This window comes from Campylobacter concisus, from assembly GCF_902460875.1.
GTDB classification, from domain to species: Bacteria; Campylobacterota; Campylobacteria; order Campylobacterales; family Campylobacteraceae; genus Campylobacter_A; species Campylobacter_A concisus_AA.
Genome location: NZ_CABPVR010000006.1, coordinates 58,643 through 79,189, shown reverse-complemented (window position 1 = coordinate 79,189; position 20,547 = coordinate 58,643). Strand labels below are relative to the sequence as shown.

General features: G+C 37.0%; 14 protein-coding genes and 1 pseudogene. 11 read left to right on the top strand and 4 right to left on the bottom strand.

From position 1 onward, the window contains the following. From F3H01_RS03825 to F3H01_RS03790, 8 genes are all read left to right on the top strand, one after another. Nucleotides 1–895 (top strand): restriction endonuclease (locus tag F3H01_RS03825; RefSeq protein WP_149724909.1); only part of this gene is annotated, 895 nt, incomplete at its 5' end. A gap of 231 nt (nucleotides 896–1,126) precedes the next feature. Beyond that, nucleotides 1,127–1,858 carry a phosphatidate cytidylyltransferase gene (locus F3H01_RS03820; protein ID WP_107696189.1) on the top strand — a complete coding sequence of 244 codons (732 nt, stop codon included), beginning with the start codon at nucleotides 1,127–1,129 and terminating at the stop codon, nucleotides 1,856–1,858. Then, nucleotides 1,840–2,949: a 1-deoxy-D-xylulose-5-phosphate reductoisomerase gene (gene dxr / locus F3H01_RS03815; RefSeq protein WP_149724901.1), complete on the top strand. Its 1,110-nt coding sequence runs from the start codon at nucleotides 1,840–1,842 to the stop codon at nucleotides 2,947–2,949. The genes F3H01_RS03820 and dxr overlap by 19 nt, the downstream gene beginning before the upstream one ends. Continuing rightward, complete coding sequence (locus F3H01_RS03810; RefSeq protein ID WP_103582223.1) at nucleotides 2,936–4,171, top strand: uracil-xanthine permease family protein; 1,236 nt, start codon at nucleotides 2,936–2,938, stop codon at nucleotides 4,169–4,171. The genes dxr and F3H01_RS03810 overlap by 14 nt, the downstream gene beginning before the upstream one ends. Continuing rightward, nucleotides 4,171–5,463 (top strand): M99 family carboxypeptidase catalytic domain-containing protein, encoded by a 1,293-nt coding sequence (locus F3H01_RS03805; protein WP_149724900.1) that lies wholly within the window; start codon nucleotides 4,171–4,173, stop codon nucleotides 5,461–5,463. Before F3H01_RS03810 ends, F3H01_RS03805 begins: the two co-directional genes overlap by 1 nt. Further along, nucleotides 5,460–6,467 carry a tRNA (adenosine(37)-N6)-threonylcarbamoyltransferase complex transferase subunit TsaD gene (gene tsaD / locus F3H01_RS03800; RefSeq protein WP_149724899.1) on the top strand — a complete coding sequence of 336 codons (1,008 nt, stop codon included), beginning with the start codon at nucleotides 5,460–5,462 and terminating at the stop codon, nucleotides 6,465–6,467. Before F3H01_RS03805 ends, tsaD begins: the two co-directional genes overlap by 4 nt. Before the next feature lie 96 nt (nucleotides 6,468–6,563). Beyond that, nucleotides 6,564–8,651: a dynamin family protein gene (locus tag F3H01_RS03795; protein WP_149724898.1), complete on the top strand. Its 2,088-nt coding sequence runs from the start codon at nucleotides 6,564–6,566 to the stop codon at nucleotides 8,649–8,651. Next, nucleotides 8,644–10,476: a dynamin family protein gene (locus F3H01_RS03790; protein WP_149724897.1), complete on the top strand. Its 1,833-nt coding sequence runs from the start codon at nucleotides 8,644–8,646 to the stop codon at nucleotides 10,474–10,476. Before F3H01_RS03795 ends, F3H01_RS03790 begins: the two co-directional genes overlap by 8 nt. 48 nt (nucleotides 10,477–10,524) lie before the next feature. Here F3H01_RS03790 and F3H01_RS03785 read toward each other — a convergent pair. Continuing rightward, nucleotides 10,525–12,977 (bottom strand): annotated as a pseudogene (locus F3H01_RS03785) (molybdopterin-dependent oxidoreductase). A gap of 160 nt (nucleotides 12,978–13,137) precedes the next feature. On the opposite strand from F3H01_RS03785, the gene F3H01_RS03780 reads away from it, so the two are divergent. From F3H01_RS03780 to F3H01_RS03770, 3 genes are read left to right on the top strand one after another with little or no spacing between them, the layout of a single operon-like run. Continuing rightward, complete coding sequence (locus F3H01_RS03780) at nucleotides 13,138–13,431, top strand: putative quinol monooxygenase (RefSeq protein WP_149724896.1); 294 nt, start codon at nucleotides 13,138–13,140, stop codon at nucleotides 13,429–13,431. A 32-nt stretch (nucleotides 13,432–13,463) separates the two neighbouring features. After that, nucleotides 13,464–13,685 carry a hypothetical protein gene (locus F3H01_RS03775; protein ID WP_021091847.1) on the top strand — a complete coding sequence of 74 codons (222 nt, stop codon included), beginning with the start codon at nucleotides 13,464–13,466 and terminating at the stop codon, nucleotides 13,683–13,685. A gap of 50 nt (nucleotides 13,686–13,735) precedes the next feature. Next, nucleotides 13,736–14,623: a Cj0814-related protein gene (locus F3H01_RS03770; protein ID WP_149724895.1), complete on the top strand. Its 888-nt coding sequence runs from the start codon at nucleotides 13,736–13,738 to the stop codon at nucleotides 14,621–14,623. A 168-nt stretch (nucleotides 14,624–14,791) separates the two neighbouring features. Here F3H01_RS03770 and F3H01_RS03765 read toward each other — a convergent pair whose 3' ends face one another. From F3H01_RS03765 to F3H01_RS03755, 3 genes are all read right to left on the bottom strand, one after another. After that, nucleotides 14,792–17,530 (bottom strand): M16 family metallopeptidase, encoded by a 2,739-nt coding sequence (locus F3H01_RS03765; RefSeq protein WP_149724894.1) that lies wholly within the window; start codon nucleotides 17,528–17,530, stop codon nucleotides 14,792–14,794. Between the two features lie 74 nt (nucleotides 17,531–17,604). Further along, complete coding sequence (locus F3H01_RS03760; RefSeq protein ID WP_149724893.1) at nucleotides 17,605–18,321, bottom strand: transporter substrate-binding domain-containing protein; 717 nt, start codon at nucleotides 18,319–18,321, stop codon at nucleotides 17,605–17,607. Nucleotides 18,322–18,515: 194 nt separating this feature from the next. Beyond that, nucleotides 18,516–20,468, bottom strand: coding sequence for a methyl-accepting chemotaxis protein (locus F3H01_RS03755; RefSeq protein WP_149724892.1), 1,953 nt, complete (start codon nucleotides 20,466–20,468; stop codon nucleotides 18,516–18,518). Nucleotides 20,469–20,547 lie beyond the last annotated feature (79 nt).

Here is a 20,547-nt window from a genome sequence, read left to right as displayed (position 1 = left end):
ACCAAGCTATAAAGATATGATGCTACCTATTTTAGAATTTGTCGCACAAAAGAAAGAGGCAAATAGAGCTGAAATTTCTAAATTTATAATTGAATATTTCAAATTATCAGATGATGAAATTTTACAAAGAATAAAAAGTGGAACTTTTACATATATAAGCAGGACGGGCTGGGCTTTATCCTATCTAGCCACAACAGCTCAAGTAAAATCAAAGCCAGAAAAAGTGCCGCTTCAAAAAGTTGGCAGAAGTCTATTTGCCATAACAAATTTTGGCAAAGAGCTAGTAAGTAGCAAGGACAAAAAGAGCAAATTTCTCACTTGGTACGATGAAATTTACAAACAAGAGATAAAGCAAGAGGAAAAAGAGGCCACAGAAAATACCCCAGATGACAATATAGATGAAGCGCTTTGCAAAATAAAAGAAGAGCTAAAAAGTGAAATTTTATCTAGCATTTTAGAAAAAGAGCCAAGATTTTTTGAATACCTTGTAACAAAGCTACTTGAAAAGATGAATTATGGAGCTGGAAATCTCACAAATAAAGGCCCAGATGGCGGGATAGATGGCATCATAGACGAAGATGAACTTGGGCTTTCTAAAATTTATATCCAAGCAAAAAGATACAAAGACGGCAGTAATATCCGTAGGCCAGAAATTCAGCAGTTTATCGGCGCCATCTCAAATAAAAATACTAAAAAAGGCGTCTTTATCACTACAACAAAATTTACCAAAGAAGCTGAAAATTTCGCCAAAGATAATCAAAATTTTAGTGTGGTTTTGATAGATGGCGACAAGCTTGCAGAGCTAATGATAAAATACAAAGTCGGCGTTCAAACAAGCCAAATATATGAAATTTGCAAAATCGACACCGACTTTTTTGAGGAAAATAATTTTTAAAATTTTAAGCCATAAAGCACTACTGCGTATATTTATTGCAAGTTGCTGCTTGGGATCATTTTGGTCTTGCTTTATTTATATGTTAAAAAGCAAATTTAAATCTTTTTCAACACCAAAATAGTCCAAATTTACCAGCTTAAAATGCTTTTTAAACCAAATTTTACTCTTATAAACGCCGTCTAAATTTTAAGTGTTATAATTACAGCGAAATAACGATTTTAAGGAGAGAATATGCAATCTCGCATAATCACTGGCGTTTTGATGTTTGTTGCTATTTTGGTAGTTTTTTTTATTGATAATTATATTTTAAATTTTATCTTGCTCGGCGCTGTGCTTTATTTTGCATTTAATGAGTCGCTCAAGCTTTATAATATCGATCACAAACAGCTAGTTTTTGCCGCACTTGCTTTTTACGTGCTTACATATTTTACAAATCCAATTTTCATAGCGATCCTTGCTATCATGCTGGTTGCTTCGATCCTAGCTCACATAAAAAGTGAAAATTTAAAGCTAGTCGCACCTTTTGTATATCCGACCACACCGATCTTTATGATGTGGATGCTTTACTCAGAGTATGGCGTAGGCTATCTCGTATGGCTTATTTTAAGCGTAGTTGCAAGCGATAGTGGTGCATTTTTTGTTGGCAAAATGTTTGGCAAACATCCACTTAGCCCAAGCTCACCAAACAAAACAATCGAAGGTGCAGCAGGCGGTGTGGCGATAGGCACTGTGATTGGCTGCATCGTTGGAAATTTTGTCACCGAAGGATTTTTCCAAATTTTATTTTCAAGCTTTTTAGTCTGTGTGTTTGCAGTTTGGGGAGATTTGTTTGAGAGCTACTTAAAAAGACTTTGCGGCGTCAAAGATAGTGGTTCGCTCTTCCCAGGACACGGCGGCATGCTTGATAGGATAGATGGCTATTTATTTGGTGTAGTTGCCCTACTCTGGTCGCTCTCGTGGTAATACTTGGCTCAACTGGCTCGATTGGCAAAAATACTATTAGCCTTTGTGAGAAATTTGGCGTTAAGGTAGAAGCGTTAAGCTGCGCTAAAAATGTAAATTTACTAAATGAGCAAATTTTAAAATTTAAGCCAAAATTTGTCTGCGTAGGTGATGAAAAGCTGGTTAAAAATGTAAAAAATATTGAGAGTAAAAATGTATTTTTCGGTGAAACTGGTTTACTACAAATGCTTGAAAACTCAAGCTCAAAAAAGGTCATCAACTCCCTTGTGGGCTTTGCTGGCCTTGCTCCTAGTCTAAAGACACAAGCTCTTGGTAAAAAGCTAGCTTTGGCAAATAAAGAAAGCCTTGTTGTTGGTGGCAAATTTCTAAAGACTAGAGAAATTTTACCGATAGATAGCGAGCATTTTGGACTTAAATTTCTACTTGAAAATAAAACTCCAGCCAAAAAGCTTATCATTACAGCAAGCGGCGGTGCATTTTATAAAAAACCGATCAAATTTCTAAAAGACGCCACGCCAAGTGACGCACTAAAACACCCAAACTGGGATATGGGCGCAAAGATCACGATTGATAGTGCGACGATGGTAAATAAGCTTTTTGAAGTAATGGAGGCTTATTGGCTTTATGGCATCAAGGAGATCGAGGCTGTGATAGAACCAACTTCTGCGATACACGCCGTAGTTGAATTTATAGACGGCTCAAGCACGATGCACCTCTCGCGACCTGATATGAAGCTAGCTATCGCTCATGCTATGTTTGAAAATGTCAGTGAAAATATTGTCTCACACGCAAATTTACTTGATCTAAAAAATATAAAATTTCATAAAATCAGCCTTAAAAAATATCCCATTTTTTCGCTAAAAGATGAGGTCCTAGCAAACCCTGATCTAGGTGTAGTGATAAATGCTGCAAATGAGGTTGGAGTATTTAGCTTTTTAGAGCAAAAATGCTCATTTTTGGATATCTCAAGGCTAATTTTAGGCTCAGTGAAAAAATTTAGAAATTTAAAGATCAATGATCAAGATGAAATTTTTGAAGTTGATAAAGAAGTTAGAAATTACGCAAAAAGGATGCTAAATGCAAAGGTATGAGGGCTATAAATTTGATCCCAAACAAAGCTTAATTGGTGTTCAGTTTTTATTTGTTGCTTTTGGTGCACTAGTATTAGTGCCTATACTTACGGGATTAGATGCAAACGTAGCTCTCTTTACGGCCGGTCTTGGCACGCTACTTTTTCAGATAATTACTAGAAAAAATGTTCCCCCTATTTTTTTAGCAAGCTCCTTTGCTTTTATCGCGCCACTTCAGTATGGTATCGAAAAATGGGGCATAGCCGTGACGATGGGAGGCGTTATATTTGCTGGATTTTTCTACGTTGTTTTAAGCCTCGTGGTCCGATTTGGCGGAGAGAAAATTTTGCATAAAATTTTACCTCCAGTTGTCGTTGGCCCAGTCATCATGACAATAGGCCTAATCCTTGCTCCAAATGCCGTCAAAATGGCAACATCAGCCACTGAAATTTATACTCAAAATGAGGCGATGATCGTCGCTGGCATTTCGCTAGTGGCTACTATTTTGGTAATGATGCTTGGGCGCGGCATGTTTAGGCTTATACCTATTTTGCTTGGTATTATCACCGGATACATCGTAGCTTACTGCTTTGGCATGGTTGATTTTACACCTATCTTTAATGCACCTTGGTTTAGAATGCCAAATTTCACTACACCAAAATTTGAGTTTGAAGCGATCATTTATATGATACCTATCGCCATCGCTCCAGCAATCGAGCACATAGGCGATATGCTTGCTATCTCAAATGTCACAAAAGAGGATTTTCTAAAAAATCCAGGCCTTAAAAATACGCTCCTTGGAGATGGACTTGCCACTTCGCTTGCTGCTTTTTTTGGTGGCCCGCCAAACACTACATACTCAGAGGTCACAGGTGCGGTTAGCCTTACAAAAGCTTATAATCCAGCGATCATGACCTTTGCAGCGATCACTGCTATCGTGCTAGCCTTCGTTGGCAAGCTAGGAGCTGTGCTTTCAACCATTCCAGCTCCAGTCATCGGCGGTATCATGCTGCTACTTTTTGGCATCATCGCAAGCGTTGGCATGGAGACACTTATAAAAAACAAAGTCGATCTTGCAGATCCTAGAAATATGATAATCGTAGCCCTCATCTTTATCTTTGCTATCGGCGGCATGGTACTTGATCTTGGAGCGGTTAAATTTTCAGGTATCGGACTTGGCGCGGTTACTGGTATAGTTTTAAATTTGCTTTTGCCAAAGACAAAGCATTATGAAGGATATTAATGCGTAAATTTTTACTTTTTTTACTAACCTTTACTACTGCTAGTTTAGCTAATACTTTAGACTATGCGCTCATCAAAAAAGGTGAACCAAGCGAAAACACGATGTTGTTAATCGGTGGCATTCAAGGCGATGAGCCGGGTGGCTTTTTGGCAGCCTCTATCGTGGCAACTGACTATAACATCACAAAAGGTTCGCTTTGGGTTGTGCCAAATTTAAATTTCCCAAGCATAATCGAGCGAAGTCGTGGCACAAAAGGCGATATGAATAGAAAATTTGCCCATGTAGATAAAAACGATCCTGATTACAACTCAGTGATGAAGATAAAAGACGTCATAACCGATAAAAACGTCACACTTATCTTAAATTTACACGATGGTAGCGGATATTACAGAGATAAATTTATAAACAAAGATGAAAATCCAGATAAATGGGGCAATACTTGCATAATAGACCAAAGCATGCTTCCTGGCTCAAAATATCCAGAGCTTGAAAGTATCGCTTCAAGCGTAAAAGATGTGCTAAACAAGCATCTAATAGATCAAAAGCACCAGTATCACATCAAAAATACGCACACTGCAATGGGTGATAAAGAGATGCTAAAAAGCCTAACTTACTATGCTATCACTCAAAACAAATCAGCCTTTGCAAACGAAGCTAGTAAAAATTTAAATGCCGAGCAAAGGACTTATTACCATCTAATCGCTATTGAAGAATATATGAAAAAGGCTGGTATCAGCTTTACTAGGCCGTTTAATCTTGATGTTAAAAGCGTAAAAAAAGCGATCGAAAAAGAGATCAGACTTGAGCTTGAAAATTCATACGCGATAAGTCTTAAAAATCTAAAACCTTTAATAAATTTTGTCCCACTTAAAAAAGGCGAGTTAAATTACAGCTCACCAAATCCGCTAATAGCCGTCATAAAAGAAAATGGTAGCTTCAAAGTGCAATACGGCAACCGCTTTGTTACTAGATTAAAACCACAATATTTTGAGTTTACAAAGCCACTTGATGAAATTTCACTAATAAGCGACGGTAGCGAGCTTGCATTAAAAAGTGGCGATAAATTTAGCGTGAAAAAGAGCTTTAAAGTAAAAGCACTCAAAAACGTGCGCGTAAATGTCATAGGATACGGCACAAAAAGTATAGATGAGAGTGAGCAAGAGGTGGCTAAAAATAGCCTAAGTAAAAGCTACAGCATCGATAAAGACGGCAAAATTTATAGAGTCGAGTTTTATAAAAACGAAGATGGCAAAGAGAAATTTGCCGGCATGATCTTAGCGGAGTTTAGATGATACTTGGCATCGAAAGTAGCTGCGATGATAGTTCGGTCGCACTCATAGATGAACGCACTTTAGAGAAGATTTATTATAAAAAAATTTCTCAAGAAGAGGAGCACGCTATCTTTGGTGGCGTTGTTCCTGAGCTTGCAGCAAGACTTCATACAAAGGCACTGCCAGCACTTTTAGAGGATATCTTGCCAAATTTTAAAGATATAAAAGCGGTCGCTGTGACAAATGAGCCGGGCCTTAGTGTGAGCTTGATAGGCGGTGTCAGCATGGCAAAAGCGCTAAGCGTGGCTCTTAATATCCCGCTAATTGCCGTAAATCATTTAGTTGGCCACATCTACTCACTATTTTTAGATCGTGAAGCCACCTTTCCACTTGGTGTACTGCTAGTAAGTGGCGGACATACAATGATCTTAGAGATTGACGAAAATGGTGAAATCACTGAGCTTGCAAGTACTGGCGATGATAGCTTTGGTGAGAGCTTTGACAAGGTTGCTAAAATGCTTGATCTTGGCTATCCAGGCGGTGCCGTAGTTCAGCAAAATGCCTTGCTTTGCAAAGACAAAGAGAGATTTCATTTTACCATTCCACTTCTTCACGACAAGCGCCTTGAATATAGTTTTTCAGGGCTTAAAAACCAAGTCAGAGTCGAAATTTCCAAGCTAGATAGTATCACTCCAAAAGATATTTCTGACATCTGCTACGCGTTTGAAAATACTGCCTGTGAGCACATTTTAAACAAGCTTGAAAAAGTATTTTGGTTAAGAAATTTTAAGTGTTTTGGCGTAGTTGGCGGTGCAAGCGCAAATCTAAATTTACGAAAAAGGCTTGAAACGCTTTGTCAAAAAAATGAGTGCGAGCTTTTACTAGCCCCACTTGAGTTTTGCTCTGATAACGCCTTAATGATAGCAAGAGCAGGGCGTGAGAAGTACCTAAAAGGCGAGTTTGTAAACCATAGCGAGCTAAATATAAATCCAAGAGTTAGCTTTAAAAAGCTTGAGTTAAATTAAACTTTTTAAAAAACATAAAATTTTGCGCCTAAATCTTGATAGCTTCGTAAGTAAAAACGTAATAAAATCTAAAAAATTTCAAAAAAAGAATCTTTAATGGACGAGTTTTTAAATCACGCTTGGCATTTAAATAAAATTTACGTCAATACTGATGCGAGCGTGCCTTTTTACCCAGATCTACTGGCGCTTCTTTTATCTTGTGACGAGAAAAATTTAGATGAGTTTATGGCTCTTGCCGAGTTTAGAACTATCTTAAAAAAGTTAGGCGTAGGACTTGATATATTTAGCATACAAAGTGCTCAGCTGGCCACGCTAAAAGCGCTAAATGAGGCAAAAATTTCAAGCGATGAACTTGTAACCCGCTTACAAAAGCTATGTGATGAAAAGATAATTGGCCATAAAAAATTTGATTTTTTAATAAAATTTATAAGCAAAAACTCAAATCAAAATAAAGCAGAAATTTCTAATACAAAACCAAAAGATCACTTTCACAAGAGCTTGGATTTTCTAAATGAGATAAATGAAAAAGCAAGCATACTTGATGAAGATAAAGAATTTTTACTAGCTTTAAAAAACGCCAAAAAAAGATCAAACGAAACGCTTTTTAACATCGCAGTAAGTGGCGTCATAAACTCTGGCAAATCAACCCTTTTAAATGCGCTTTTAAACAAATCCGCCCTAGGCACTTCAAATGTGCCTGAAACCATAAATTTAACCATCTTAAAGCACGCAACAACTAGCCATGCAAAGGTAAATTTTTATAGCCCAGATGAGCTAGAAAAGCTTGGACTTTCAAGCAAAAATTTACCAACTAGTAGCGTAGAGATCAGCCTAGATGAGATCAAAAACTATACATCCTCAAGCTCAAAAACGGCAAATCTCGTAAAAAGCGTTGAGCTTTACGACGACTTGGAGCTTTTAAGAGATAATGTCTGCATTATAGACACTCCGGGTATAGATGATGCGATCGTTTTAAGAGAGCAAATAACTACAAATTTTATGAAAGAGTGCGACCTTTTAGCACATCTCATGAATGCTTCGCAAAGTGCAACGCAAAAAGACGCACTATTTTTGAAAAAATGCCTTGAACACTCGCACATCGTAAGAGTTGCTATCGTGTTAACTCATGCTGACGAGTTAGACGCAAAGGATATTAATGAAACGCTTAACTACGTAAAAAAGGCGATTGGCGAGCAGATAAATGACATCAAGATAGATTATTTTGTGCTTAGTGCAAAGGCTTATCTTGATGGCGCTTTAAATAGTGGCGTGCCGGAGTTTAAAGAGTATCTTTACGATGTACTTTTTGGCAAAGATTCTAAAAAATCAGCTCTAATTTTAAGCTCATATCAAAAAGAATTGCAAAATATTTTAAAAATAAAACTCGAAGCCACAAAGGCTGAAATTTTGGAGCTTAAGGCATTTGGTTTAGAGCTAGAAGCTTTGCAAAACGAGCAAGCAAATATCAAAAATTCTCTTAATGAAAATTTCACAAAACTTGAAAAGCTTTTAGAAAGCGAGCTAAAAAAACTCGATGATAAAAATGCAAAAGATATCTATAAAATGGAGCTTGAAGCACTACTACAAAATTTAAATGAAAAGCTTAAGAGCGAGATCGCTTACTGTAAAAGCAAAAGAGAAAATTTAAATCTAAAACGTCTTACACAAATAGCAAAAACTACACTTCATGACGGAGTTGCAGCACTTATGAGAGAGGCTAGAAATGAAACTTTAGTGCAAACAAAGTCATGCGAGCAAAATATCGCTTTAAGCTTTGATGGCTTTAAAGTGAGTGAAAATAAAGTTTTTAGTATAAATGACTTTTTAAAGCAAATGGGCGTAGAGCTTGATTTTAGCGAGCTTTTAGATGAGCTTGAGACTAAAATTTTAAGCAAAAATGAGCCAGATGAGGCACTTTTAGGCTTAAGACAGAATTTACTTAACAATAAAAGCATATCGCAGTTTTGCGAGACGCTAGCAGAACATGAAAAAAAGCTGCTAAAAGAGCGAGTAAAGGCTTATGAGATGAGCCAAAAAGAGACTCTAAACCAAAGACTTTTAGTCCTTAATGAAAAACTTAATGAGCTAAATTTACAAAATCAAAGCTCAATTTCAAAGCTTAAACAAAAGACTTCCTTACAAGATAAAATTTGCTCACTTTTAGAGGATATTAAAAATGTTTAATGAGTTTATAAATGCCTACAAAGCGAGATATTTTAAGGTCTTTACAAATGATTTTAAGGGTGAGCTAGCTAGGCTCGTAAATGATCTAAACGATCCTAGTTTGCATATAAGCGAGCAGATAAAAGAGAGCTTAAATTTACTAATAGACACTCTAAATGAACCACCGCTAATAGCTGTTATCGGTCAATTTTCAAGTGGAAAATCAACATTTTTAAACGCACTTCTTGGTCAAGATATCTTGCCATCAGGACTAACTCCAGTCACCGCAAAGGCTGTGAGGCTAAAATTTGCAAAGATGCCACTTCTAAGTGTGAAATTTATAAACGGTAGCGAAAGCCTGCTAGCAAGTAGCGATCTAGCCGAGCTAAATAAGCTAGGCGAGCAAGTTTCTAGCATGACGCTTTATGCGCCAAGTGAAATTTTAAAAGAGATAAATTTCATCGACACTCCTGGCCTAAACTCGCTAAGAGATGCTGACACAAAAGAGACAAAAAATACGCTAAAAAAGGTTAGCGGCGCAATATGGCTAAGCCTTGCAAACAACGCCGCAAAGGCAAGCGAGCTTGAAAGTATCAAAGAAATTTTAAAAGCAAATGATCTAAAAGCGATCTGCCTAATCAACCAAAAGGACAAGCTAAATGAGGACGAGCTTGAAAATTTGCTAAAACATGCTAGGCAAACTTATGGCGAGCTTTTTGAGGATATCATCGCTATCTCATCAAAGCAAGCCCTTCTTGGCATAACAAATAATGACAAAGGCCTACTTGAAGCTTCAAATTTTAACGAAGCTCTAAAGGCTATTAAAGAGTGCTTTTTGGACAAGAGCTTTAAAGAAAATTTCATAAAAGTAAGGGCAAAAAAGATCGTAAAACTCCTAACCAACGAGCAAGAAAAACATCTAGAAATTTATGACAATGCACAGTTGATTTTAGATGAATTTAGTGGCTCATTAGATGGGAGGCTGGAGGCGATAAAAGAGGAGTTTAAACCAAAGATCGCTTTAAGATATAGTCAAATGAGTGAAGTCATAAAACTTGCTGCCAATGAAGTATTTAAGCTACTTAAACCATTTTCAAAGACAAAATTTAACGCTTCAAAGACGCTTTTAAACAAAGAAATTTATAAGCGTGAAAATTTTGAGGTAATAAGTCTTGATAGCGACGAAGTCTTTTCAAAACTTATCTACGAAGATGTGGTTTTTAATAAATTTTTTAAACGCTACAAAAAAGATCTAAAAGAGCTAGAAAATGCAATAACCTCAGCATTTAATGAGCTTTATAAAAATTTAGAGGATAAATTTTTAATATACAAATCTCGCTATGAAAATTACGCTAGCTTTGATGATCAAGCCTTGGCTTACGAAACAAAATCCATAAATACATATGCCGGACGGACATATGAAAATTTTTTAAGAGAGTATGAAACGGCTAAATTTAAGGCTATACAAAAGGTCTCTTTGTTTTTCGAAAAGCTTGATATAAAGCTAGCCTCAAACTATGAAAACGCGCTCAAACTCGCGGTTTATTTTATAAAACAAAAGATAGAAAAGACGCTAGAGTCGCACCTACAGATGAATACACCACTTTATATTCCAAGTGCAAAAGATGTCTATGAGCGCATGCTTGATGCGTTTAGCCTTTATGAGTTTGAAGCTTTAATGTGCTCAAACAGCTCGTTTTTAAATAAAATTTTGCTTGATATAAAAAGCGATTTTAATGAAATTTATACTTTAAAAATAGCAATGCTTGATGACTTAAAAGCAAGAGTTAAAGAGCAAATTTCAAAGATTGAAGAGCTTTGTGAAAATTCATTGCTATTAAGATAAATAAATTTTTTAAAACTTAAAGCTATCCATTTAAGGATAGCTTTTATTTTATGCGTGCATCATACCGATCTTTGGTGCGTCAAATGCAGTTATACGCTTTGGCACGCCTTTAAATTTCTCGACATTCACAAGGCTTGTGTGAGCGGTGTTGCTCTGGCTCATCTTGCTTGATGGCACGTCTTTTGTGAGCACGTTTAAGTTTCCGTGCAAGCAAAGGCTCTTTTCGCCCGGTTTTTCAGGGTCATACCAAGCACCTTCGCTTACTATTACGACATTTTGTGGCACATCCTCGGTCACAAAGGCACCGCACAAAATTTCGCCCCTGTCGTTAAATACACGCACCACGTCGCCCATCTTTATTCCTCTAGCCTCGGCTGTTTTTGGATTTATAAGCACTGGCTCGCGCTCTGCGATCTCGTTAAAGTTGCGAAGCACGGAGTTATTTAGCTGTGAGTGAAGCCTAAATTTAGAGTGCGCGCCACTAATTGCGATAGGGTATTTTTTATTTTTTGCGCCAAGCCACTCAAATGGCTCAAGCCAAGTTGCATGCGGCGGGCAGTCATCATAGCCAAAGCCAGCTACCGTCTCAGAGTAAATTTCTATCTTGCCAGATGGCGTTTTTAACGGATTTGCCACTGGATCGTCGCGGAATTTCTTGTAGTTTGTAAAGTAACGTTTTTTCTCATCGATCTTGTCAAATCTAAAATATCCCTTCTCCCAAAATTCTTCAAAGCTTGGCATGCTCTCATACCCAAGCTCGGCAGACTTTTTAACGGTATCTTCATATATTGTCTTGACCCACTCTAGCTCGCTTTTACCCTCGCTAAATGCCTCTTCCCTGCCCCACTCTTTGGCGATCAGCCTTGCGATCTCGAAGTCACTCTTACTCTCACCAAATGGCTTAACAAGTGGCTTCATCGCAAATAGATACTCGCTAGTTGAATTTGCCATCTCAATGTCCGTTCTCTCATATTCAAGTGCAGCTGGCAGGACGATGTCGCTAAATTTAGCTGTACTTGTCCAAAATGGCTCGCAAGTGATGATAGCATTGACATTTCGCATAGCTTTTATCGCTCTATTTGCGTCAGGATGCCTTGTGAAAGTCGAGCCATTTGCATTAAACATCACTCTAATCTTTGGCAGTTTATAGCTCTTACCGTTTCTTGTTATCTCCTTGCCTGGGCTTAGAAGCGCGTCTATGAGCCTTGAGTTTGGCATTTCGTAGCCCTTTGTCTTTGGCACCAGCCCGCTATCAATAAATTTTTGTGGCACCTTCGTCTCAAAAGCCGCTAGTTTAGGCGCTATGAAGCTCTCATCAGCGTTTTTGTGCATGCCATCATTTGTGACAAAGCCACAACCCTCTTTGCCGATGTGTCCAAGCATCGCATTTAGTGTCACAAGCGCCCAGTACGCCATCTCACCGTGATCTTGTCTTTGAATGGCGTAGCCACTAATTATCACTGAGTCATTTTTAGCTAGATCTTCGCTAAATTTAGCAAGATCTTGCTCGCTAACGCCACAAATTTTGCTTGCCCAAGCTAGGTTTTTATTGACTCCGTCAGTTTTACCAAGCATATACTCTTTAAATTTATCAAAGCCAACTGTGTATTTTTCTATAAATTCTTTATTGTAAAGCCCTTTTTCATAAAGGTAGTTACACATACCTATCATCATTGCCGTATCGGTGCAAGGCACGACTTCAAGGTATTTTGAGTCAAAGTATTTTGCGCTATCGTTGTGATAAACATCGACGCTATAAATTTTCATCTCGCCGCTTTCGCCTTTTTTCTGATCTCATCGTAGTATTTATATGAGTTGTGAAGCGGTACGCCAATGGCGATTTTATTTGAAACGACCAGGTTTGTGCCCCAAAAAACGATCGTTTTGGCGTTTTTTAAGATCGCCTCCCACTTTGTTGGCGCTAGCGCAGGATCGACGAAGCCAGTGACGTGAGGCATGATGACAGTCGCTGCGCCGTATGAGTAGCCACCTAGCTCATTTACGTAGCCGCCAAGCACGTTAAGTAGCCTTTTTGCGGTCTTTTGGCTGTGGCCAACTTTGCCAAGGCTACCCCACTGATAAACCTGTCCGTAGATCGCTTCAGCACCGTATTTATCAAAATTTTCTTTTAAAATTTTTGCACTTAGCTTTATCGCTTCATCCCAGCTCACACGCACAAATTCTTCTTTGCCGCGAAGCTCTGGCTTTGGGTTGTTTGGATTAGCTAAAAAGCTCTTTCTAACAAATGGATATTTTACTCTGCTCTCATTTTGGATGTAGTCAATTACTGCGTTATTTAGCTCGTTTGGATAAGCATCGCCCTCAAATGGCACGGTCTCAACCACACGCCCCGCGATAGTTTTTACATAAAATGCGCCAAATTTATTTGCGCTTAGTCCGCTTTGTTTGTCAAATAACGCTTGTTCTGCGCTTCCAAGCTCTTTTGCTTGAAGGCTAGCCGCACCTAATGCGCTCAATCTTAAAAAGTCTCGTCTTTTCATTTTCTCTCCGATTTTGGTTAAATTTATTGTTTTTGGTTGGTTTTAGAAATTATAAATTTAGGGTTATGTATCATTTCATCATTTAAAGGCCTTGTAATGTAATACGCAAACTTGCGTCTAAATTGCGCTATTTTAGCCAAAATTTTTAAAGGACGAGCAGATGATTGGATTTTATGTAAATGTAAAATTAAAAGCTGGGTGTGAGGCGAAATTTGAAGAAATTTTAAAAGAGATAGTGCCAGCTTCAAGAAAAGACAAAGGCTGCATAAGCTACGAGTGCGGCATAGTTGCGGGCGGTAAAAGCGAATACTGTTTTATGGAAATTTGGGAAGATCTTGCAAGCCAAAAAGAGCATATGAAAAGTGCTCATATGGTGAAAAACGCAGCCGCGCTGGAGGCTTGCAAAGAGAGCCAAGAGGTAAAGATAGTAAATTTTGTGAGCGTAAAGGAATAATATTTGCTTTAAAAAGGGCAAAATCCACGAAAATGAGCGAAGAAAAGATGCTTGAGATGATAAACGCGACTGCCGATATTATATTTATGGCCGTACTTAGGGGGCGAGTGAGCTTTGAGGCTTGCAAAAAAGATAGAGAATTTATCGACTCTTTAAGAGAAGAGCTACTTGGCAAAAATCCAAATAAATTTAAAATCGCACAAAACTCATATCAAATGATCGCCATTTTTGAAAAATACCGCAATAAAAAATAATCCACTTAAAATTTAAATCTGTTTGCCGATATTGTGTTAAAGGATTTGACATGATAAACGCACTAAATGGATTTAATCAAAGTTTTAACTACCAAGACGCTTTTAGTAAGCGCCAAGCCACAAACACGAATTTAAACAAAGTAGAAATTCCTGCTGAAACTGCGGACATCAAGCATCTACCGCTCTCTGGCTACTCATCAAATGATAAAATTTCTATCTGGGGCAAGATAAATGGCCTTGATAGCGGAGCGAGCAAAGATGAAATCTCTAGCCTTAAAAATTTCATCGATAGCACGAAGCTTTGGCGACTAAACTCCATCATCACTAGCGAGAAAAACGGCTTTAGCGTAGATGAGTTCATCAAAAATCACAAAATGAACGTAAATAACAAAATAACCAATAATGCTTTTGGCGCTCTTTATCTAAGCCGTGAGGCTACAAATTTACTAGACTCTGATCTAAGTATCGATGAGTTTAAAGATAAATGGCTGGAATTTACCGCCGAAAGGATACTTGGCGAGCACGCAAATGTGAAAATTTCTTTTAAAGACGGGGCTTTACATTACGAACAAAGCTCGGATAAAAAACGTATAGAATTCTTAGGTCAGCCTATGTTGCACCGTGTGAGCTACGCTGATAAAAACAGCAAAGATGAGTTTTTAAAATTTCTAAAAATAAGCTATGAAAAGGGCGAAAATATCGCTGATGTGCTGCAAAATATCGCTCTTACACCAGTTAGAGAAAATGGCGATGAAGAGATGGAAGAAGAGAAATTTAAGCCTATGCAAGTTACCAAAAAGAGCGTAACTTACACAGATAAAGATATAAAACGTGAGTTTTTTGAGGAATTTATCAGGCGTGAGGTCGAAAATGGAGCGAGCTTTGATGATCTAGTGCAAAAGCTAAACAAGCTAAAGCCAAAGGATATTCTCGCATAGTTTTGGCCTTATATTTAAATTTCTAGGGGCTAGCTTGGCTCTTTAAATTTCTACTTAGATTTGAATTTAAAGAGCCAATTTAGCCAACTAATTTAAAAAGCTAGCTTATCTTAATAAATTTTACTCGAGTTTAAATTTTAAGAGTCAGCCAGCTTGACTCCCAAATTTCTACTTTGGATTATTTATACTTATCACCATATTTTTCTCATCAAGATATAGCTTTGCAGCCTCTTTGATGTCGTCATTTGTGATGGCTTTTATCGCGCTTATATACTCATCAGCCGTATAAAGTGGCGTGTTAAAAATTTTATTTGAGATGATGAGCTTTTGCCAAAACTCAGGCTTTTCATAATCTTTTTTTATAGAAATTTCACTCTGTGCCTTAAAATCCTCCAAATGCTTTGGCAAGATCGCGCCACTACTCTTGATGCTGGCTATTATCTGCTTTATCTCAGCGATGATCTTGTCTGTATTTGCAGGATCGCAAGTAAAGCTAATTAGCATATCTGAATGCTCAAAAGGATAGCGTGAGAGCTTGGCATTTAGGCTAAAGCCGTATGTTTGCCCCTTATCTTCTCTGATCTTTTCTCGAAGCGCCGTTTTTAAAATTTCACTTAATGCCCTTAGTCTAATCGCTCCCTCAAAGCTATATTTCGCATCAGAATTTACGATATTTATGCCAACATCGCTTCTTCTTGTGCTTTGATACTCCCTTTTAAAGGTATGCTGCCCCTTGATACTTCGCACGCCATCGTCTTTAAACTCTTCAGCCTCGCCAAGCTTTGGCAAAGTGGCGATATACTTTTTAACAAGCGGCAAAAGCCTCTCTTCGTCGGTGTCGCCGATGATTACAAAAGTATATGAGGCTGCGTTTGTAAATTTATCTTTGATGATCTCTTTTAGCTCATTTAGTTTTAGCGCATCAATCTGAGCCATCTCAAGTGGCGTGATACGTTTATTGTTTTCGTAAAAAAACTTGCTAAATTCGGTACTAAATTTATATTCAGGTAAATTTTGCTCTTTGCTTAGCTCATCCTTTGCTCTTTGTTTTATCCTCTCAAGCACGTTTGCATCGGCTCTTGGAGCGTTAAATTCTAAATTTATAACAGCTAGCAGCGAGCTAAGATCGCTGGTGCTTGATGAGCCATAAATGCCTTGCGTAAGCGCTTCTATGCCCTTTTCATAGCTTACGATCTTTCCATTTAGTGCCTTTGAGAGCTCATAGTTATTAAATTTACCAACACCACTTTCATTTGTGAGCGCCACCGCAAAGCTACCAAGCTTTGGATCAGCCAAATTTGATGTGCCTCCTTTACTGACGGCCGCAAACAAAATACTATCTTTTTTAGTAGCTAGTGGCTTAAAGATAACTTGCGAGCCATTTTGCATTTTGTAGGTATAAATTCCATTTTTTTCATCAAAGCTTCTTGAGTTTATCTCTTTTGGCTCTAAATTTTCATTGCCTAGACTCTTGTCGTTATTGCTACCAGATAGGCTTGTGTTATAAGCAGGCGCCTTGGCAAAAAGCTTTAAAAACTCATCTTTGCTAAGCTTATAACCATCTTTGCTAAAAATTCTTACACGCTCATCAGAAATGGCCAAAATTTGCCTAAATCTAGCATTCACGTCAGCTAATGTAATCTCGTTTAATAGCTTTAAACTAAGCTCTTTTTCATCTTCATCGCTTAACACAAAGCCACCATTTTCTATCATATTTAAAATTTGTCCAGCGTAAGCGCTTGATTTTTTAGTCTTTGAGCGTTTAAATTTTGCATCTACATTTGCCACAAACGCCTTTTTTACATCTTCGAAATCTTCTTTATTAAAGCCAAACTCTTTAATGCCTTTTATAACGCCAAGCATATCTTTAAGGCTTGCGTTAAAATCGCCTCCAAGTACACTTGTTTCAAAACTATAAATTTTCTGCTTTGCTTGAAGTGTTTGAGCTATAAAATCAGTGCTTAAATTTGATGAATTATTTGCATTTTTTTGCTCATAAAGCATATTTATTAGGCTTGCGATAAGTGCATCTTCTAGATTTCTCTTTGCGTCAGCCTCATTTAAAACCGGACTAAATTTATCAAAATAGCTAAGCCTAACTAGCTCCATTCCAGTCTCATTTGAGTCGTAATTAAAAATATTTAAACCACTTTTAAAGCTAATATTTTTTTCTGGATGAATGTAAGAATTTGTATTTTTTGCTTGGCTAAAGTTTTTTTCGATTAAGCTTTTTATCTCATTTTTATCAAAGTCGCCAACAGCAACAAAGCTCATAAATCTCGGCTGATAAAGCCTCTCGTAAAATTCTTGCATGTGCTTAGCATCTACACTTTTGATGACGTTCATATCGCCTATTGGCACTCTTTTTAGATAGATGCTGCCCTCAAAAATATCCTTTGTTTGAGCCAAGTAAAGCCTATATCCTGGCGTATTTCTCTGACGCTCTTCCTCCATGATGACGCCACGCTCCTTATTAAGCTCCTTAGGATCGATTTTAACGCCATCTATCCAATTCGAAAAGACCTTGAATGTATCTTGTAAATTTTTCTCATTTACATTAATCGTTAAGACATAGCTCGTCTGATCGTAGCTCGTCTGTGCGTTTAGATCAGCTCCAAATTTCACGCCAAGGCTCTCAAGCTGTTTAATGAGCTCATTTTTGCTAAAGTCACGGCTGCCATTAAATGCCATGTGCTCCAAAAAGTGAGCAAGACCTTGCTCGCCATCTTTTTCATCAGTTGAACCAGAATTTATAACAAGATAAAAAATAGCTGTTTTTTGTGGAAATTTATTCTCTTTGATATAGTATTTTAGCCCATTTTTTAGCTCTCCATTTAACATATCTTTATCGTTTTGAAGCGCAAAAAGACCCATTGCTAGACAAAAAAGCAACAAAATTTTTCTCATTATTTTCCTTTTAAATTTTAATCGATAGACAAAGCAGAATTTAGCATAAGCCTGCAAATTTGCAGGCTAGAAGATTATTTTAGATCGTATTTTTTAAGTAAAGATTCGTAGCTTCCGTCTTTTTTCATTTCATCTAAAATTTGATTTATTTTCTCTATTAACACACTCTCTTTTCCTTTATCAAAAGCTATTGAAAAGCCCTCGCTGCCATCAACTTCTTTAAAAAATGCTTCAAGTTCTGGATTTTTCTTGATAAAGCCATATCCGATAGAGCTATCAAGGATGACTGCGTCAAATTTGCCAACTTTTAATCCCATGATGAGTGGCACAGTATCTTCTGAAGGCACTACTTTTACACCGTTTATAGCATTTGCTGCTAGCTCTTGGACGGTGCCTTGTTGCACGCCAACTCTTTTGCCAGTTAGCTCTTCTTTAGCTTTTAATGCGTCATTATCTTTTTTCTTTAGATAAAGATTTTCAGTTAGATAGTATGGCTTTGTAAAATCAATCGATTTTAATCTATCTGAAGTCGCACTCATCGCACTTATAATGCCATTTATTTTGCCGGCTTTAAGCGCTGGGATAAGGCCGTCAAAACTCATATTTATGATCTTATATGAAAAGCCTGCACGCTTTGAAATTTCATCGATTAGCTCGATGTCAAAGCCTGTTATTTTGTTATTTTCATCGATATATTCAAATGGCGGATAGTTCGCCGCTGTGCCAAATTTTAGCTCGTTTGCACAAAGAGCAACAAAAGCTGTGAGTAAAAGAGCAAAGATCTTTTTCATAATAGTGTCCTTTAAGATGATTTAGTGGCTTAATTATCAGTATTTCTCTATTAAAAATTGTTTAAATCCGTAATAAAAGAAAAATGCTATAAATAATCGTATAGCAAAGTAGCATATAAATTTTTATAGATAAGTTCCATCCCTTAATTATTTTAAGGGATGGAATAGTAGGAGCTCTAAGAGCAAGTCAAAGATTAAAATTTACTTTTTCTAACTTCGTTTACTATCGCCTTAGCCATATCGTCAACATCAGATGTTACTTCATTTGCCTTATTAACAATTACTACATTTTCTTTTGTAAGTGTGTCTATTTGAGCAACTGATTGATTTATCATATTGATTCCCTCACTTTGCTCTTTTATAGATTCACTCATTTCATTGATTGATTGAGCTAGTACGTTTGTATTTGCTTCGATCTCTGTTAGAGATTTTTGAGTTCTCTCTGCTAGTTTTCTAACCTCATCTGCAACAACCGCAAAGCCTCTACCATGCTCTCCTGCACGTGCTGCCTCGATCGCGGCATTAAGAGCTAGTAAATTTGTTTGATCAGCTATATCTCTAATAATAGTTATGATGTTTTTAATCTCATCACTTTGTCTAATAACATCAGATGTTTTTTGAGATATTGCATTCATTGAGCTTGACATTTGCTCTACTGCAGCAGCAGACTCTTGAAGTGAGCTTGCTTGTACATTTGCGCCTTGAGTTAGTTCTTTCATTGACTGACTTAAAGACTCAGCCTTTTCTTCTAGCACATGGGCTTGATCTAAATTTGCTCTTAACATCTTGGCTATCTCTTCACCAAGGGCATTTATACCAACCGCCATTTTGCCATCATCTTCAAGCCTTTTAGTAAAGTCTTGTTTTTTAAAGCTTTCTAGTAGATTTAACACGTCGTCGCCATTTTCCGCAATAGCATGTTTAAGTGCGATTTGTAAGTCTTTGAAAGTTTGTTTTAGCTGGCTAAGTGCAGGATTTGAAGTATCTGCATTAAGCTGAGCTACGTAGTTACCTTTGCCAATTTGATTTACAAAAGTATTTGCTTCTTTAATGAAATTATTTTGCTCAGATAAATTTGCCTCGATTTGTTTGATATTCTCATTTATCAGTGCACTCATCTGTCCAATCTCGTCGCTACCACTACGATCTAAAAATTCAGCCTTATTAGATTTATAATTTAAGAAGTCAAAAAATCTAACTAAGCCATTTTTAGTCTGATCTATGCCAGAGATCAAATTTTTACCTATCAATGTAGATACTAGCAACATAAGTAAAATACAAATCGCAATCACAATAGAACTTATAATAAGTTCGGTATTTGCATCACCCTTAATACGTATTGCATCTTTTTGCATATTATCAAGTAGTTTAAGTTCAAGCTCTCTCAATGCATCTATTGAAATGCTTATCTTTGAAAACCAACTTGCTGCATCATAAGATACATCTTCAGTGGCAACTACATTTTTAATAATATTCATCGCATCTATAAAATCAGCCTTTTTTCTAGCGATAGCATCAAATTCGTCACTAAATTCTTTTGGATTGTAATCGTAAAAATCCTGTATAAATTTATTTATAACGCTATTTAGTGCAACTACTTTATTGTAGTCCTCTTTGCTTATGCTCTTTTTAGTAAAAACCCCATTTAAAGTAGCACGCAAAATACCAAGAGACTCTTTTATCTCACCAACAATAATGATACGCTTTAGATCATCTACCAAGCTAGGCTCGAGCTTATCGCTATATCCATTTATAGCAATAACCTCTTTTCTTAAAATTTTTGTTATACGGCTAATTAGATCATTGCCACTTTTTTGATCTACATTTGAGCGGATACTATTTATCTCTGAAGCTATTTCATTTTTCTCTTCAAGCTTATCAAGCATAGCGTCTACTTTTTTACGCTGCTCTAATAAATTTTTATTATCCCCTCCTGCTAACACACCTGAGCTAAATCCGCGTTCTTTTTGCATCTCATGGATAAAATTATTTTGATTTATTATTGTATCCACGATTTTCTCACTAAACTCTGCTGTTGAGCGAGTCTTTAAGATACCATTTAGCATATATGCACTCATGATACCAAGGCCAATAAGACTGACGATAACTATCGCCATAATCTTAGATTTAATACCTAGATTATTCATTTTCTCTCCTTTTAGTTTTTCTTAATATCTGCTTCAAAAATAAAGTCATACGACTTTAATACTTAAAATTTATCAACCA

Excerpts from the sequence above, each read along its gene's own strand:
- F3H01_RS03820 (WP_107696189.1), top strand. The coding sequence starts at position 1,127 with ATGCAATCTCGCATAATCACTGGCGTTTTGATGTTTGTTGCTATTTTG.
- F3H01_RS03810 (WP_103582223.1), top strand. The coding sequence starts at position 2,936 with ATGCAAAGGTATGAGGGCTATAAATTTGATCCCAAACAAAGCTTAATT.
- F3H01_RS03805 (WP_149724900.1), top strand. The coding sequence starts at position 4,171 with ATGCGTAAATTTTTACTTTTTTTACTAACCTTTACTACTGCTAGTTTA.
- tsaD (WP_149724899.1), top strand. The coding sequence starts at position 5,460 with ATGATACTTGGCATCGAAAGTAGCTGCGATGATAGTTCGGTCGCACTC.
- F3H01_RS03795 (WP_149724898.1), top strand. The coding sequence starts at position 6,564 with ATGGACGAGTTTTTAAATCACGCTTGGCATTTAAATAAAATTTACGTC.
- F3H01_RS03790 (WP_149724897.1), top strand. The coding sequence starts at position 8,644 with ATGTTTAATGAGTTTATAAATGCCTACAAAGCGAGATATTTTAAGGTC.
- F3H01_RS03780 (WP_149724896.1), top strand. The coding sequence starts at position 13,138 with ATGATTGGATTTTATGTAAATGTAAAATTAAAAGCTGGGTGTGAGGCG.
- F3H01_RS03775 (WP_021091847.1), top strand. The coding sequence starts at position 13,464 with ATGAGCGAAGAAAAGATGCTTGAGATGATAAACGCGACTGCCGATATT.
- F3H01_RS03770 (WP_149724895.1), top strand. The coding sequence starts at position 13,736 with ATGATAAACGCACTAAATGGATTTAATCAAAGTTTTAACTACCAAGAC.
- F3H01_RS03765 (WP_149724894.1), bottom strand. The coding sequence starts at position 17,530 with ATGAGAAAAATTTTGTTGCTTTTTTGTCTAGCAATGGGTCTTTTTGCG.
- F3H01_RS03760 (WP_149724893.1), bottom strand. The coding sequence starts at position 18,321 with ATGAAAAAGATCTTTGCTCTTTTACTCACAGCTTTTGTTGCTCTTTGT.
- F3H01_RS03755 (WP_149724892.1), bottom strand. The coding sequence starts at position 20,468 with ATGAATAATCTAGGTATTAAATCTAAGATTATGGCGATAGTTATCGTC.